15 protein-coding genes and 1 tRNA gene are annotated in these 15,662 nt (G+C 69.6%); 5 read left to right on the forward strand and 11 right to left on the reverse strand.

What is annotated here, in order from left to right:
• Positions 1-47: 47 nt before the first annotated feature.
• The 8 genes from mreD to tig form a co-directional block, all read right to left on the reverse strand.
• Positions 48-581, reverse strand: a complete 534-nt coding sequence (mreD, locus tag IPM43_01145) for a rod shape-determining protein MreD (protein ID QQS25029.1) — start codon at positions 579-581, stop codon at positions 48-50.
• Positions 578-1,660: a rod shape-determining protein MreC gene (locus tag IPM43_01150; GenBank protein QQS25030.1), complete on the reverse strand. Its 1,083-nt coding sequence runs from the start codon at positions 1,658-1,660 to the stop codon at positions 578-580. Before IPM43_01150 ends, mreD begins: the two co-directional genes overlap by 4 nt.
• Before the next feature lie 22 nt (positions 1,661-1,682).
• Positions 1,683-2,717 (reverse strand): rod shape-determining protein, encoded by a 1,035-nt coding sequence (locus tag IPM43_01155; protein ID QQS25031.1) that lies wholly within the window; start codon positions 2,715-2,717, stop codon positions 1,683-1,685.
• 67 nt (positions 2,718-2,784) lie between these two features.
• The gene (gene ndk, locus IPM43_01160) at positions 2,785-3,204 is read right to left on the reverse strand and encodes a nucleoside-diphosphate kinase (GenBank protein QQS25032.1); all 420 of its coding nucleotides are present in this window, start codon (positions 3,202-3,204) and stop codon (positions 2,785-2,787) included.
• 44 nt (positions 3,205-3,248) lie between these two features.
• Positions 3,249-4,544, reverse strand: coding sequence for a bifunctional folylpolyglutamate synthase/dihydrofolate synthase (locus IPM43_01165; GenBank protein ID QQS25033.1), 1,296 nt, complete (start codon positions 4,542-4,544; stop codon positions 3,249-3,251).
• A 15-nt stretch (positions 4,545-4,559) separates the two neighbouring features.
• Positions 4,560-5,843, reverse strand: coding sequence for an ATP-dependent Clp protease ATP-binding subunit ClpX (clpX, locus tag IPM43_01170; protein QQS25034.1), 1,284 nt, complete (start codon positions 5,841-5,843; stop codon positions 4,560-4,562).
• A 19-nt stretch (positions 5,844-5,862) separates the two neighbouring features.
• Positions 5,863-6,498 (reverse strand): ATP-dependent Clp protease proteolytic subunit, encoded by a 636-nt coding sequence (locus IPM43_01175; GenBank protein QQS25035.1) that lies wholly within the window; start codon positions 6,496-6,498, stop codon positions 5,863-5,865.
• Positions 6,495-7,907 (reverse strand): trigger factor, encoded by a 1,413-nt coding sequence (gene tig, locus IPM43_01180; GenBank protein QQS25036.1) that lies wholly within the window; start codon positions 7,905-7,907, stop codon positions 6,495-6,497. Before tig ends, IPM43_01175 begins: the two co-directional genes overlap by 4 nt.
• 80 nt (positions 7,908-7,987) lie before the next feature.
• Between tig and IPM43_01185 the strand changes: the two genes are divergently transcribed.
• Positions 7,988-8,260 carry a hypothetical protein gene (locus tag IPM43_01185; GenBank protein ID QQS25037.1) on the forward strand — a complete coding sequence of 91 codons (273 nt, stop codon included), beginning with the start codon at positions 7,988-7,990 and terminating at the stop codon, positions 8,258-8,260.
• Positions 8,261-8,272: 12 nt separating this feature from the next.
• Here the strand turns inward: IPM43_01185 and IPM43_01190 are convergent, their stop codons facing one another.
• Positions 8,273-8,971, reverse strand: a complete 699-nt coding sequence (locus IPM43_01190; protein ID QQS25038.1) for a response regulator transcription factor — start codon at positions 8,969-8,971, stop codon at positions 8,273-8,275.
• 62 nt (positions 8,972-9,033) lie between these two features.
• Between IPM43_01190 and IPM43_01195 the strand changes: the two genes are divergently transcribed.
• The 4 genes from IPM43_01195 to IPM43_01210 all read left to right on the forward strand — a co-directional run bounded on the left by IPM43_01195 (position 9,034) and on the right by IPM43_01210 (position 13,233).
• Positions 9,034-10,065 (forward strand): PAS domain S-box protein, encoded by a 1,032-nt coding sequence (locus tag IPM43_01195; protein ID QQS25039.1) that lies wholly within the window; start codon positions 9,034-9,036, stop codon positions 10,063-10,065.
• 108 nt (positions 10,066-10,173) lie between these two features.
• Positions 10,174-11,529: a multicopper oxidase domain-containing protein gene (locus IPM43_01200; GenBank protein ID QQS25040.1), complete on the forward strand. Its 1,356-nt coding sequence runs from the start codon at positions 10,174-10,176 to the stop codon at positions 11,527-11,529.
• A 51-nt stretch (positions 11,530-11,580) separates the two neighbouring features.
• Positions 11,581-13,149 carry a wax ester/triacylglycerol synthase family O-acyltransferase gene (locus IPM43_01205; protein QQS25041.1) on the forward strand — a complete coding sequence of 523 codons (1,569 nt, stop codon included), beginning with the start codon at positions 11,581-11,583 and terminating at the stop codon, positions 13,147-13,149.
• A 12-nt stretch (positions 13,150-13,161) separates the two neighbouring features.
• Positions 13,162-13,233 (forward strand) — tRNA-Pro (locus tag IPM43_01210).
• A 41-nt stretch (positions 13,234-13,274) separates the two neighbouring features.
• Here the strand turns inward: IPM43_01210 and IPM43_01215 are convergent.
• Both IPM43_01215 and IPM43_01220 read right to left on the reverse strand, forming a co-directional pair.
• The gene (locus IPM43_01215; GenBank protein QQS25042.1) at positions 13,275-14,570 is read right to left on the reverse strand and encodes an extracellular solute-binding protein; all 1,296 of its coding nucleotides are present in this window, start codon (positions 14,568-14,570) and stop codon (positions 13,275-13,277) included.
• A complete protein-coding gene (locus IPM43_01220) occupies positions 14,567-15,652 on the reverse strand; it encodes a DUF389 domain-containing protein (GenBank protein QQS25043.1) in 1,086 nt (361 codons plus the stop codon). The genes IPM43_01215 and IPM43_01220 overlap by 4 nt, the downstream gene beginning before the upstream one ends.
• Between the last annotated feature and the right edge of the window lie 10 nt (positions 15,653-15,662).

Below are 15,662 nucleotides of genomic sequence, written 5' to 3' on the forward strand. Positions count from 1 at the left end.
GCGCCAGTCTCGCCGACAGCACGCCTTTGCGGGGCGCGGGGGTCGGCTCACGCGGGCTCCGGGCGGATGCGCACACCCTCGCCCTTCGGCACCCGCAGAGCCCAGCGCATGACCGGGACCGCGAGCGGCCCGAGCAGGGCGTTCACCAACGCGACGACGATCGTCACGCGCAACAGATGCACGCTCAACCAGCCCTCGACGCCGACGAGATGCGCGAGCACCGGGTGCGCGAGCGTGGCAAGGGCGCTCGCGGCCCCGACGACGATCGCGACGAGCCAGCGAGGGTGGTCGACGGTGAGCGAGTTGATGTAGCCGGCGAGAAACCCGGCCAGGCCGTAGACGAGCGCGGTCAGCCCGAGCGGGCTGGTGAGCACCAGGTCGAACAAGAAGCCGAGCACGAACCCGGCGAGCGCCCCCTGCTCGGAGCCGGCGGCCACTCCCGCGGCGACGGCGAGCAGGAGCAACACCTGCGCGACGACGCCGGCCACCTTCACCTCGGCGAAGAACGTCGTCTGCAGCGCGAGGACGGGCAGGCCGACCATCAGCAGCCTGATGAAGGGTCGGTTGATGATCTCGATCATCCGCCCAGCTCCGACGTCGGCTGGAAGCGCAGCACGCGCACGAAGTTGAGATTGGACAGCGACGCGGAGAGGCGAACCTCGAGCAAGGGCCCGGCGGAACCCGCGCGCTCCACCTTGCGCACGACGGTGCCGACGACGATGTCGGCCGGGGAGAGGCTCGTCGACCCGCCCGCGGTGAGCACCAGAGCGCCGACGTCGATCGGCCCGAAGCGCGCGCTCGGGTCGATGAACTCGACCACGGGAGGCACGCCGGGCCCCCGGCCACGGAACGCGCCGGTCTCACGAGCAGGGAGTTGGTCGAGGTCGATCGTGGTCGTCGTCTGCAACTGCGCCGGGGCGAGTGGGTCACCGGGCAGCGCCGGCAGCGGCGCCGGGGTGGGGTCGGGCTGCAGCACCGGCGGCCCGGGCGGGGTGGTGGTGGTCGGCGTGGTCGTGGTGGTCCCCGGGTTGGAGGTGAGCGGCGTCGAACCCGGGTCGGTGGATGGCAGAGTCGTGGTCGTCGTGGTCGGGCTCACGGCAGGGGGGTTGACGATCTTCACCGTCACGGCGTATTCGGGGTCGGTGGCGAGCATCACCACCGAGCGGTTCGGGAAGACCCTCGTCACCTTGCCGACCAGGCCGGCCGCGTTCACCACCGGCATGCCGATCTTCAGACCGCAGTCCTCGCCGCGGTTCAGCTCCACCGTCTGGGAGAAGTTCGTCGGCGACTGGCCGATCACCTGGGCGGTGCAGGACTCGATGTTCGCCAGGTTCGCGATGCCGTTCAGGGCGAGCAGTTCCTGGGCGTCGCGCACGCTCGCCAGGGCGGCGATGAACGCGCCCTGCTGCTGGTCGAGCTGCTCGCGCAGCGCCTCGTTCTCGCGGCGCACGTCGTCGTAGTCGGAGATCCCTCGCCAAGCGTTCCCGATCGGGCGCGTCACCACGCGGGCCGCATCCTCGAGGGGGGCGAACACCGCACCGAAGGTCCGTCTGGCACCGTCGATCACCGGGCTGCCCTGCAGGTCGAGCGTGATCAGCAGCACCGACGTGAGCGCGAGCAGCGCGACCGCGCGCCGCCGACCTAGGGAGAGACGTGCCATCCGAGAGCGGCCTGCCGGGTGCTCAGTCGTCGCCGGACTGCGACAGCAGGCCCCGCATGGCCTCGATGTTCTCGAGCGCGCGGCCAGAGCCGATCACCACCGAGTACAGCGGTTCGGCGGCGAGGTTGATCGGCATGCCCGTCTCGTGAGCAAGGCGCCGGTCGAGGCCGGCGAGCAGCGACCCCCCGCCGGTGATCGTGATGCCCTGGTGCATGATGTCGGCGGCGAGCTCGGGCGGGGTGCGGTCGAGCGTCGTGCGCACGGTGTCGACGATCGCCGCCACGGGCTCGGCGATGGCCTCACGGATCTGCTCGGTGGTGATGGCGACGGTGCGCGGCAGCCCGGAGATGAGGTCGCGGCCGCGGATGTCGGCGGTGAGCTCCTCTTCCAGCGGCCAGGCGGAGCCCATCTGGATCTTGATCTCTTCGGAGGTGCGCTCGCCGATGGCGAGCGAGAACTCCTTCTTCACGTACTGCATGACGGCTTCGTCGAGCTCGTCGCCGGCGACCCGCACCGACTGCGCGGTGACGATCCCCCCGAGCGAGATCACGGCCACCTCGGTGGTGCCGCCGCCGATGTCGACGATCATGTTGCCGCTCGGCTCGTGCACCGGCAGGTCGGCTCCGATCGCGGCCGCCATCGGCTCTTCGATGATGTGCACGGGCTTGCGTGCACCGGCGTACTCGGCGGCGTCTTGTACGGCGCGCTGCTCGACGCCGGTGATCCCCGAGGGGACACAGATCACCATCCGGGGCTTCGACCAGCGGCTGCTGTGCACCTTCTGGATGAAGAAGCGCAGCATCTTCTCGCACACTTCGAAGTCGGCGATGACCCCGTCTTTCAACGGGCGCACGGCGCGGATGTGACCGGGGGTACGCCCCATCATCCGCTTCGCCTCGAGCCCGACCGCCACCGGGCGGCCGTCGTTCACGTCGAGGGCCACCACGGAGGGCTCGTTCAGGACGACACCTTGACCCCGCACGTAGATGAGGGTGTTGGCTGTGCCGAGATCGATGGCGATGTCACGCCCTAGGGCCAGCGGGTTGTTGCGGGCCATGGCCGGGGGCCTCCTGCGAGATCCAAGTCTCCGCCCGGAATGCGGCCCGGGCGGTTTCGGCGAAATGTTACAGATTCGGGAAGAAGATGCCGATCTCACGCTCGGCCGAGGCCAGCGAGTCGCTGCCGTGGACGAGGTTCTCGGTGAACAAGATGCCGAGGTCGCCGCGGATCGTGCCGGGAGCTGCCGTGCGTGGGTTCGTCGCCCCCATCATGGCGCGCACGACCTCCCATGTGTCTTCAGGGCCCTCGAGCACCATCGCCACCACCGGGCCGCGGCTCATGAACGCGACCAGCTCGGCGTAGAAGCCCTTGCCGACGTGCTCTTCGTAGTGCCGGGCCAACGTGTCGGCGTCGAGCGTGCGCAGCTCCATCGCCGCGACGGACAGGCCCTTCGCCTCGAACCTGGCGACGATCTGGCCGACGAGCCCTCGCTCGACGGCATCTGGCTTCAACAGGACGAGGGTGCGATCAGGCGATCCGGGCATGGCCGGCGAGGCTACCGCTCGACCGGGTCGGAAGGAGCACCTCGCTACGTGAGGACCTCGCGCAGGTGCGCACGCGCGGCTCCCGCGACGTACAACGAACCCGTGACGAGTACGGCGTCGTCGCTGCCGGCGTCGCGTAGCGCGACGTCGATTCCGGCGGGCACCGTCGACGCCGTACGCACGTCGTCACAACCGAGGGTGCGCGCCGCGGCGGCCATGTCGGCGGCAGGCATGCCCCGCGGCGAGGGAGGGGTGACGCAGACGACGGCGTGGAACTCGTCGGCACGGACCGCGGCCAACATCTCGAGCGGATCGCGCCCGCGCAGGCAGCCGATCACGAGCAGCCGGCGGCCCGCGGGATCGAAGTCCTCGAAGAACACCGCCGCGCACACGTCGGCGCCGGCAGGGTTGTGCGCCCCGTCGACGATCACGAGCGGCTGGTAGTCGAGCACCTCGAACCGGCCGGGCATGACGACCGAGGCGAAGCCCTCCGCCACCACCTCGGCGCTCAGCGGGCCGGCGAACAGCGCTTCGACGGCGGTGAGCGCGACGATCGCGTTGTCTGCCTGGTGGCGGCCGTGGAGCGGGACGAACACGTCCTGGTAGATCGTGGTCGGGGTGCGCAGGTCGACCATCCGGCCGCCGAGGGCGAGCTGATTCCCGTCGACGTCGAAGTCGAGGCCGCGCACGAGGTGGCTCGCGCCGCCTTCGGCGCGGAAGATCTCGACCAGCTCGGGCTCGGTCTCACCGACGACGACGATGCTGGCGGGATCGATGATCCCCGCCTTCTCGCGGGCGATGTGGGCCTTCGTCGGCCCGGCGAACTCGGTGTGGTCGACGCCGATGTTCGTGATCACCGCCACCTGGGCCTCGACCACGTTCGTCGCATCCCAACGACCGAGCAGGCCGACCTCGATCACCATCGCGTCGACGGCCACGTCGGCGAACCAGCGGAAGGCGGCGGCGGTGCAGATCTCGAAGTAGCTCGGCTGCACCCCCGCGACCACCGACATGTCGGCGATCGCGGCCACCTGCTCGGCCAGCTCGTCGTCGGAGATCGGCTCGCTGTCGACCATGAAGCGCTCGTTGACGCGTTCGAGGTGGGGACTGGTGTACGTGCCCACCCGCAGTCCCTTCGCCATCAGCAGCCGGGTGACCATCTGGGCGGTGGAGCCCTTGCCGTTGGTACCGGTGATGTGGATCACCGGGGCGGTGCGCTGGGGGTCCCCGAGCACCGAGCAGATGCGCTCGATGCGCTCGAGCGACGGAGAGTCGATCCGGCCCGTCTTGTCGTACGTGGCGTGCTCGTCGAGGTAGGCGAGCGCCTCGTCGTACCGCATCCGAGACGCGCTGGCTCAGCTGGCCGCGCGCCGGGGCCGGGTGGTGCGCGCCGCCTCCCGCGGGACGAGCGTCGGGTTCACCTTCTGCTGCACCGTGTCGGCGTCGATGACCACCCTGGACACGTCGCCGCGGCCGGGCAGGTCGTACATCGTGTTCAGCAGCACCTCTTCGAGGATCGCGCGCAGCCCGCGGGCGCCGGTGCCCCGGCGCAGCGCCTGCTGGGCGATCGAGTCGAGGGCGTCGGTGGTGAACTCGAGCTCGACGTCTTCGAACTCGAAGAACTTGCGGTACTGCTTGACGAGCGCGTTCTTCGGCTCGGTGAGGATCTGCACGAGAGCCTCGGCGTCGAGGCTGTGCACCGCGCCGACCATCGGCAGGCGCCCGACGAACTCGGGGATCAGGCCGAACGAGAGCAGGTCCTCGGGCAGCACCTGGGCGAAGAGCTCGCCCGCGTCCTTCTCGAGTCGGGAGAGGACCGTCGCGTGGAAGCCGACGCCCTTGTGGCCGATGCGGCTCTCGATGATCTGCTCCAGCCCGGCGAACGCGCCACCGCAGATGAACAGCACGTTCGTGGTGTCGATCTGGATGAACTCCTGGTGGGGGTGCTTGCGCCCGCCCTGGGGCGGCACCGACGCCACCGTGCCCTCCAAGATCTTGAGCAGCGCCTGCTGCACACCCTCACCGGACACGTCGCGGGTGATCGAGGGGTTCTCGCTCTTGCGGGCGATCTTGTCGATCTCGTCGATGTAGATGATCCCGGTCTCGGCCTTCTTCACGTCGAAGTCGGCGGCCTGGATGAGCTTCAGCAGGATGTTCTCGACGTCTTCGCCGACGTATCCGGCCTCGGTGAGCGCCGTCGCGTCGGCGATGGCGAAGGGCACGTTCAGCATGCGGGCGAGCGTCTGGGCGAGGTGCGTCTTGCCGCAGCCGGTCGGCCCGAGCAACAAGATGTTGCTCTTCTGCAGCTCGACCTCGTCGCGCCGGGTGAGGCCGGTCTGCTGCTGGTACTGGATGCGCCGGTAGTGGTTGTACACCGCCACCGCGAGCACCTTCTTCGCCTGCTCCTGGCCGACCACGTAGTCGTCGAGGAACTCGCAGATCTCACGCGGGTTGGGCAGCTCCTCGAAGCGCAGCTCCGAGCTCTCGGCGAGCTCCTCTTCGATGATCTCGTTGCAGAGGTCGATGCACTCGTCGCAGATGTACACACCGGGACCCGCGATCAGCTTCTTGACCTGCTTTTGCGACTTGCCGCAGAAGGAGCACTTCAACAGCTCGCCGGTTTCCCCGAACTTGGCCACTCCGACCCCCTGGATCGTCTCAGCGAATCGGCCCGGTGCGGTCTACCGCTGTCCGGGATTCGATCACATCGTCGATGATGCCATACGCGAGGGCCTCTCCTGCTTCCATCACGAAGTCGCGGTCGGTGTCGGCGTGGATCCGCTCGATCGGCTGACCCGTGTGGAAGGCCATGATCTCTTCCAGGATGTCGCGCATCCGCAGGATCTCCTTGGCGGCGAGCTCGAGATCGGTCACCTGCCCGTAGCCCACCTGGCCGTACGGCTGGTGCAGCAGCACCCGGCTGTGAGGCAGGGCGAGACGCTTGCCCTTGGTGCCCGCGGCGAGCAGCACCGCTGCCGCCGAGGCCGCCTGGCCGAGGCAGATGGTGGCGATGTCGTTGCGGATGAACTGCATCGTGTCGTAGATCGCGAACAGCGCGGTGATGTCACCACCGGGGCTGTTGATGTAGATGTTGATGTCCTTGTCCGGGTTCTCGCTCTCCAGGTGGATGAGCTGGGCGCAGATGAGGCTCGCGATCTGGTCGTCGATCGGGGTCTGCAAGAAGATGATGTTCTCCTTGAGCAGCCGGCTGTACAGGTCGTAGGCGCGCTCTCCCCTGCTGGTCTGCTCGACCACGTTCGGGACCAGGTAGTTGACGGCGTCGAGGTTGCTCATGCTCCGGGCTCCGAGTCGTGGTGGTCGTGGTCGTGATCGTGGTGGTGATCGTGGTCGTGATCGTGGTCGTGGTCGTGATGGTCGTGATCGTCGTGGTCGTGGCCGAGCACCAGGTCTCGGTCGAGCTCGTTGCCGTCGGCGTCGACCAGCTCGACGTTGTGCAGCAGCCAGTCGAGCGCCTTGGACTTGCGCAGCTGGGCGACGAGGTCGTTGACCGCGTCGTTGCGTTCGTAAGCCTTGCGCACCTGCGCCGGCTTCTGGCGCACCCGCACCGCGATCCGGGCGAACTCGGCGTCGAGGTCGTCGTCGTTCGCGTCGAGGTTCTCTGCGGTGGCCACCGCCCGCAGGGCGAGATCGACCTTCACCGCCTTCACGCTGTCGGCCTTCAGGCTCTCGACGAACCCGGCCGAGTCCTGGCCCATCGCGCCCAGCCAGTCGTCGATCGCGATCCCCTGCGCCTGCAGGCGCTGCACGGTGTTCTGCACCCGGTCCTGCAGATCGGACTGCACCATCGACTCCGGGGGTTCGATGTCGACGAGCTTGCTCAACTCGTCGGTGGTGCGCTCGAGCAGTTCGTTGCGCGTCCTGCCGAGCTTCATCTGGGCGATGCGCTCACGCAGCGCCGCCGTCCACTGCTCGACGGTTTCGAACTCGCCGATGTTCTCGCCCACCCAGGCGTCGTCGACGTCGGCCAGCACGAGCTCTTGCACCGACTGCACCGTCACCTCGAAGTCGGCCGGGTCGTCGGTGCCGTTCGGCGTCAGCGTGAACGACAGCTCGTCACCGGCGCCGGCGCCGGTCAGCTCGTCGTCGAAACCAGCGGCCACCCAACCGCGGCCGATCTCGTACAGCCAGTCCTGCGTCTCCAGCCCGACCACCGGCTCACCGTCGCGAGTGCCGGACAGGTCGAGGGTGAGGAAGTCCCCGCTCGCCGCGGGGCGCTCGACGTCGGTGAGCTTGCCGTGGCGGCGACGCTCGGCGTCGACGGCCTCTTGCACCTCTTCGTCGGTCGGCACCGGCGAGGTCAGCTCGACCCGCAGGCCTCCGTAGCCGGCCACGGTGACCTCGGGGCGCACCTCACAAGTGGCGTCGAAGGCGACGGCACCCTCTGCCTCCCCTTCGGTGATCTCGACGTCGGGACGGGCGACGAGGTCGACATCGTGCTCACGTACTGCCTTCGCCAGGTACTGCGGGATCGCCTCTCGCAACGCTTGCTCGCGGGCCGCTCCGAGGCCGATGCGGGCCTCGAGCACCTTGCGCGGCGCCTTCCCGGCCCGGAAGCCGGGCAGGCGGACCTCACGCGCGATGGCCCGGAACGCGGCGTCGATGTCGCGATCGAACTCCGACTCGTCCACCTCGACGGACAGCTTCACCTTGTTCCCCTCGAGGGGCTCGATCGTGCTCTTCACAGGCCGGGGAGTGTATCGGCGCGCCCGCGCGGGCCACGCGGACGTGCTCGCGGCGCGCCGGATCGGCCACAATGGCGACCATGCCGATGTGGAAGCCGCACTCGCTGGCCCGGCCGCACCCCGACCAGCTCGACCTGCGCCTCGGCGACAAGGTGGCTACCACGGTGGAGCTCGACGGCGTGCCGGAGGGCACCGAGGGCAAGGTCATCTTGGCCAACGGCTTCAACTGGCAGCGTTACCGGGTGCTGTTCGCGAACGGCGCCGAGATCGGCGACCTCGACGGACGCCAGCTCCGCCCGACCGGGCGCGCCGCCAAGCGCCTCCGCAAGGCAGCTCGGCGCTCCAGCCGGTAGCGGCCGCGGAGATCACTCCGCGCGCTTGGCCGCCTTCGCCGCTTCGAGCTTGGTCGCGAAGACCGCCGCTTCGGTGCGGCGCTCCATGCCGAGCTTGGTCAGCATGTTGCTGACGTAGTTCTTGACCGTCTTCTCCGCGAGGTGGAGCTGCTGGCCGATCTGGCGGTTGGTGCAGCCCTCGGCGATGAGGTCGAGGATCCGTCGTTCCTGCTCGGTCAGGCGGGCGAGGCGCTCGTCCTCGGCCGAGGGCTCGCGCAGGCGCTTCAGCACCCGTCCGGTGACGGCCGGGTCGAGCAGCGATTCACCCGACGCGACGCGCTGCACCGCCCGGACCAGCTCGTTGCCCCGGATCTGCTTCAACACGTATCCCGCGGCGCCGGCCATGATCGCCTCGAACAGCGCCTCGTCGTCGCTGTACGACGTGAGCATCAAGCAGGCGACCTCGGGCATCGAGCTGCGCACCTCGCGGCAGACCTCCACCCCGTTGCCGTCGGGCAGGCGGACGTCGAGCACGGCGACGTGGGGGCGTACCGCCCGGATCCTGCCCACCGCCTCCTCGGCCGATCCTGCTTCGCCCACCACCTGGATCTGCCCCGTCGACTCGAGCAGCGCGCGCACCCCCTGGCGGACGACCTCGTGGTCGTCTACGAGGAAAACAGTGATCGGACCGTCGGCGCGGGCCTCGTTGGCGTCGGTGGGCGCGTCGGACATGGCGAACAGTGTGCCCTGCGCCGCGTCCGCTGTCACGGGACCTTCGTCCGTACACTGGCCGCGTGGCATCGCCGTCGTCGACTCCGAGCATCGACGACCGCGTCCTGCGCGAGGTCGTGCAGGGCACTCCGGACGGATTGCTGATCTCCGACGACGCCGGCCACATCCTCTACGTCAACAGCGCGCTGTGCGAGATCACCGGCTATTCCGACCGTGAGCTGGTCGGCCAGTTCGTCGAGGTCCTCGTGCCCGACGGCCACCAGATCGACCACGTGAGCCACCGCGAGCAGTTCGCCAGGTCGCCGAGGACGCGCCCGATGGGTCGCGGCATCCGGCTGTCGGCGCGGCGCAAGGACGGCACCAGCGTGGCCGTGGAGATCAGCCTGTCCCCGGTGGCGAGCCCGGAAGGCACGCTCACGCTCGCCTCCGTGCGTGACATCACCGAGCGCCTCGAAGCTGCCGACCGGCTGCGCAGCGCCGGCGAGATGCTGGCCATGGCCGGCGAGCGCGAGCGCATCGCCCGTGACCTGCACGACACCGTGCTCCAGCGCCTGTTCGGCCTCGGCCTCGAGTTGCAGGCGCTCGGCATGCGCGCCTCGCCCGAGGTCGGCCACCGCCTGGAGGGCGCCGTCGACGAGATCGACCGCATCATCCGCGAGATCCGCACCACGGTGTTCACGCTCGGCTCCGCCCAGCGCGAGGGGTCCCTCGGCCACGAGATCGGGGCGGTCATCGCCCAGGCCGCGCGAGTGCTCGGGTTCACCCCGCGCCTCGTGATCAACGGCCCGGTCGAGTCCATGGCCTCGCCCGAGATCCGCATCGAGCTGGTGGCCAGCCTGCGCGAGGCGCTCGGCAACGTCGCCCGCCATGCCCACGCCTCCGAGACCCTCGTCGAGCTCCTGGCCACCGACGAACTGCTCGAGCTGTCCGTGCGCGACAACGGCGTCGGCCTACCGGAGAGCTTCCAGATGAGCGCCGGCAACGGCCTGCGCAACCTGGCGGCGCGCGCCGAGCTGCTGGACGGCACGTGCCGCATCGGGCGGGCGACGGGTGGCGGCACGGAGATGCACTGGCACGTGCCTCTCTCCCGTTGATCTCCCGCTGACCGCTGCCGAGCCGGCCGCGCGACAGGACCAAAGTCCCGTGTCTGAGTGTCGAAGCGACCCTACGGGCGGCACCGCTTACCGGGCAGCGTCCCTGCCATGAACCGTGAGGACCGATCTGTCTTGGGCTGGGGCGCGTTCGGCGTCGCGATCGCCGCACTGCTCGTTGCCATCTTCGGCCTGATCCAAAGCGACGACTCCGAAGCGGCGGCACCCGAGGGCGGCGGCGGCGTCCCGACGGTCATCGACGTCGAGCTGTCCGAGTTCGCGATCAGCCCCTCCACACTCGTGGCTCCACCCGGGCCGATCCAGTTGCGGATCTCGAACGTCGGCACTGCGGTGCACAACGTGTCGTTCCCCGACCTCGGCAAGATCACCGCCGACATGCAGCCGGGCGACGTCGAGACCCTCGACCTCGGCACCGTCGCCGTCGGCGAATGGTCGATGCTCTGTGAGATCGCGGGCCATGCCGGCGCGGGCATGACCGGCACCTTGTCGGTCTCCGAGGGCGCAAGCGCGGGTGAAGACGACGAAGAGGGCGCGCTGCACGACGGCTACGACAACTGGCAGGAGATGGACTACGCGATGGAGGCCCGCGGCAAGGCCTTCCCCGCGGAGACGATCGGCGGACCGGGCAACCAGCCGATGGAGCCCGAGATCGAAGCTGACGGCACCAAGGTGTTCCGCCTCGTCGCCGAAGAGGTCGAGTGGGAGGTCGAGCCGGGCAAGATCGTCACCGCCAAGGCTTACAACGGCATGATCCCCGGCCCGGAGATCCGCGTCGACGTCGGCGACAAGGTGAAGATCGAGCTCGTCAACAACCTGAACGAATCGACGAACATCCACTTCCACGGCATCCGCGTGCCGAACAACATGGACGGCGTCGACCCGTACACCGAGGATCCGACGAGGCCCGGCGAGACTCACGTCTACGAGTTCGAGCTGCTCGAGCCGGCCGTCGGCATCTACCACCCGCACCACGACGCGCAGATCCAGATCCCCGACGGCCTGTTCGGGGCGTTCATGGTCGGTGAGATGCCCATCCAGGACGTGCTGAAGGCCGACGGCTACGACAACGTGACGAAGGAAATTCAGATGGTGCTGAACGACTCCGGCGCCATCGGCCTCTCGCTGAACGGCAAGAGCTTCCCCGCCACCCAGCCGTACACGATGCGCCTCGGCGAGGTGATGATGGTCCACTATCAGAACGAGGGCCTGCAGGGTCACCCGATGCACCTGCACCAGCCGATGGGTTGGATCATCGCGAAGGACGGCGAGCCGCTGATCGACCCGATGCCGGCCGACACCATCTGGGTCGGCCCGGGCGAGCGCTACACCGTGCTCTACAAGGCGGTCGACCAGGGTGTATGGGCCTGGCACTGTCACATCCTCAGCCACGCCGAAGGGCCAGACGGCATCTTCGGCATGGCCACAGCACTCGTCGTCACGCCTTAACGGTCACCCCCTCGGGGGTGCGAGGATGGTCGGCGACTCAGGGGGTCTGCAATGGAACGGATGAGCCCGCTCGACGCCACCTTCCTCCACCTGGAGGACGGCGTGGTCCACATGCACATCGCGTCCTGCGCGATCATGGAGGGCCCGCCGCCGCCGTACGAGGACCTCGTCGAGCTGTTCGAGGGCAAGCTGCATCTCGTCCCCCGCTACCGCCAGGTGGTGCGCACCGTGCCGGGCAGCCTCGGGCGGCCCGTGTGGGTGGACGATCCTCACTTCCGGATCGACTACCACGTCCGCCACAGCGCGCTCCCCCCGCCCGGTGACGCCGAGGCGCTGCGCAACCTGATGGGCCGCCTGATGTCCCAGCAGCTCGACCGCAACCGCCCTCTCTGGGAGGCGTGGATGGTGGAGGGCCTCGCCGACGGCACGTGGGCGCTCATCTCCAAGGTGCACCACTGCATGGTCGACGGTGTGTCCGGCACCGACCTGATGGCGCTGATCCTCGACGCCGACCGCGACGCGGCCCTGCTCGAGCCGCAGAGCTGGTCGCCGGACCCGATGCCCACCGGCGGCGATCTCGTGCGCGACGCGATGCGCGAGACCATGGTCAGCCCGGCCGAGGTGGGGCGATGGGTCCGCTCGGCGACACGGCACCCGCGGCGCATCGCCGGCGAGCTGTCCGAGCTGTTGCAGGGTGCGCGGGCGATGGGTTCGCGCCTGCGCCCGAACACGCCGCTCTCGATCGACGGCCCGATCGGGCCGCATCGCCGGTGGGCCTGGGCAAACACCACGCTCGACGAGGTGCGCGCCGTGAAGTCGGTGTTCGGCGGCACCGTCAACGACGTCGTGCTGGCCGCGATCACCCACGGCTTTCGTCAGCTCCTCCTCGAACGCGGCGATCCCGTCGACGATCAGGTCGTGCGCACCCTCGTCCCGGTGTCCGTACGGGCGCGTGGCGACCGCTCCTTGAACAACCAGGTCTCGGGGCTCATCGCCGAGCTTCCCGTCGGGATCGTCGATCCCGTCGAGGCGCTGGCCTCGATCCGCTCGCAGATGCAGGGGTTGAAGGAATCCCACCAGGCCGTCGCCGCCTCCGCGCTCACCGACCTCGCCGAGTTCGCGCCCCCCGTGCTCTTGAACCTCGGCCTGCGCACCGCAGCCGTGGTGCTGCATCGAGCACCCCAGCGCAGCGTCAACACCGTCACCACCAACGTGCCCGGGCCGCAGTACCCGATCTACGCGTGCGGGCGCGAGATGCTCGAGTACTACCCCTTCGTACCGATCGCGGCCAGCATCCGCGTCGGGGTGGCCATCCTCTCCTACAACCGCAAGCTGGCCTTCGGCATCACCGGCGACTGGGACACGATGCCCGACGTCGACGTGCTCGCCGACGGCATCACCGCCGGAATGGCCGAACTGCTCGCCGCCGCCGCCGCAGCAGCAGCAGCAGGCTCGGCTGCGCCGACCGCGCCACCTCGTGCCAAGCCGGCGAAGCCAGCGGTGAAGAAGGCGGCGGCAAAGAAGGCGCCGGCGAAGAAGGCGCCGGCAAGGGCCACCAAGTCGACCCGGGCGACGAAGGCGACGCGGCCACCGAGGGCTCCCGCCGCGGCCCGGCGCTAGCCTCGACGCCTACGGGGAGTGGCGCAGCGGAAGCGCACCTGCTTTGGGTGCAGGAGGTCGGGGGTTCAAATCCCCCCTCCCCGACGTATTCCCTTCATTCTCGGTCGGATCCGTCGCGCTATGTGTCACGGATCCGACCGAGAATCGAGGGTGGGGATCGACGAGCGGCGGGTGTCGAGGTCTTCGGCGAGGCGCTGGAAGTCGATCGAGCCCGCGATCCAGCGCGTGATCGCCTCCCAGTAGGGCGTCGTGCCGACCGCGGCCGGCATCGAGTCCGACGCGTCGAACCGCACCACGTCGGCCGCGGCCACGGCGGCAGCGATCTCTGCAATCGGGCCCGGCGTCTGCTCGGCCAACACCGACTCGAGCGGGCTGACGAAGGGGCTGGAGCGCCGCCAGGCGGCTGAACCCTCGGGCGAGGCGAGCACCGTCATCACCGCCTCGACCGCGGCGCGACCATCGAAGGCCACCGCGACGTCTCCGCCGACCACGACCGACGTGTGGTCGGGCTCGACGCCGGGCAGGACGAACCAGGCCACGTCGGCTTCCGGGCCGATCGAGGTGCCGTCGGGGAACCAGCCGAGGGCGAAGTCGGCCTGCTTGTACAGCGCGCAGGTGGGCGGATCTTCGACGAGCCACTTCGCGACCTTGTCGACCGGGGTCTGCAGGATCGTCTCCCGCCCGCCCGCCGACCGGCCGCTCGACAGCACCAGCGCTTGGAACGTGTCGAAGGCATCTTCGATGTCGGCATCGGCAAAGGGCACCTCGCCGTCCACCCACCGGTCGTACACCTCGGGGCCTTCCCGGACGAGCACGATGTCTTCGACCCAGTCGGTCGCCGCCCAGCCGGTGGCGGTGCCGGCCTGGATCGCGAAGCACCAGGGGGCGATGTCCTCGGTGGCGTCGATGTCCTCGACGAGCGTGACCAGCTCCGCCCAAGTGGTCGGGACCGTCCAACCGTGGGCGGCGAACACGCTCGGGCGGTACCACACCAGGCTCTTCGCCGTCAGCCGGTAAGGCACGCCGAGCTGCTCACCCTCCACCTGGCCGAGGGCGCGGGCCTCCTCGGTGTAGTGCTCGTCGAGCGCCGCGATCGTCGACGTTCCGAGCGGCTCCACCGTGCCGGCGTCGACGAGCTCGCGGACCACTCCGGGCTGGGCGACCATCGCGATGTCCGGCAGATCGGCGTCGTCGAGCACCCTCGACCGCAGATCGGCGACGAAGTCGCGGCTGCCCGTGTACCGGATCTCGACGTCGCGCAACGTCGGGACCGCACGCAACGACTCCACGAACAGGTCGGCATCGCGGCCCCTGTACGACCCGAAGATCTCCACCTGCTCACGCTGCGCGCCGTCGTCGCCCGAACACGACGCGGCGGCGAGTGCCCCGAGCACGCAGCCCACAGCGACGGCCCGCCTCATCGGACGCTCACGATGAACAGCTGGTCCTCCTGGTACTGCATGCGCAGCTCGACCGGTTGGCCGAAGCGGTCGCGGATCTCCTCCGCCAGCCGCCAGGCCCGTTGCGTCGGGTCCTGGCCGGCGACGAGCAGGTCGATGTTGCCGACGTCACCGGAGATGGACACGTCGAGATCGAGGATCCTCACCGTCGGGTCCCAACTGCTGACGGCGGCGGTCACCGCGCTGCGCAGGCTGTTCTCGCGCAGGATCGAGGCGGTGTGGACCGCCAGGGGGACGGTGACCGCGATCACCGCCAGAACGGTCAGCGCGATGCGCAGCGACAGCGCGCGCTTGCCCGCGTCGCGCCCGGGGCGAAAGCCGGTCAGCAGCAGGGCCACCGTCGCCGCGAACACGATCGCGGCGAGGTTCGTGAGAAACAGCAGCATCGCGTTGCGGGCCTCGGTCCGCAGGCCGGCTTCCGCGGTGATCCCGACCGTCGCGAGCGGCGGTACGAGGGCGACGGCGATGCCGACGCCGGGCAACGCGGACGTCGCCGATCGCCGCGGCAAGATGTAGCCGGCCGCTGCCCCGGCGGAGATGGCGATGCCCAGGTCGAGCAGGTTGGGATACGTCCGCGAGCGGATCTCCCTCGGCATCTGGGTGGGTCCGACCGTGCCGCCGGCGGCGATCTTCCCCACCGCCCAGCCGACGGCGACCGCGAGCACGACTCCGAGTGCGATCACGAGGATCGAGCGCACCAGACGATCGTTGCGCGCCGTCGCCGTGGCGGCAGCCGCCGCCGTGATCGGGGTCATCAGCGGCGCCACGAGCATCGCTCCGATCACTACCGCTGCCGAGTCGGCGATCAGGCCGAACGCGGCGATGGAGGCCGACAGCACGATCAGCGCGGCGAAGCGGAAGAGGTAGTCCCTGGCGGCCGCGCCCACGGGGAACAGCTCTTCGACGGCCTCGAACTGCTCCGCCGTCGGCTCGCGCGTGATCCAGGAGCGTGCCCAGCCGCCTGCGCCTCGCGCTCGCCCCCCGATGGCGCTGCCGAGCGCCGTCAAGGGCGGCCCGCCGACCTCTGCGTCGTCGGATTCCATGCGGCCGGCC

It is taken from the genome of Actinomycetota bacterium (assembly GCA_016700055.1).
Taxonomy (GTDB): Bacteria; Actinomycetota; Acidimicrobiia; order Acidimicrobiales; family Ilumatobacteraceae; genus Kalu-18.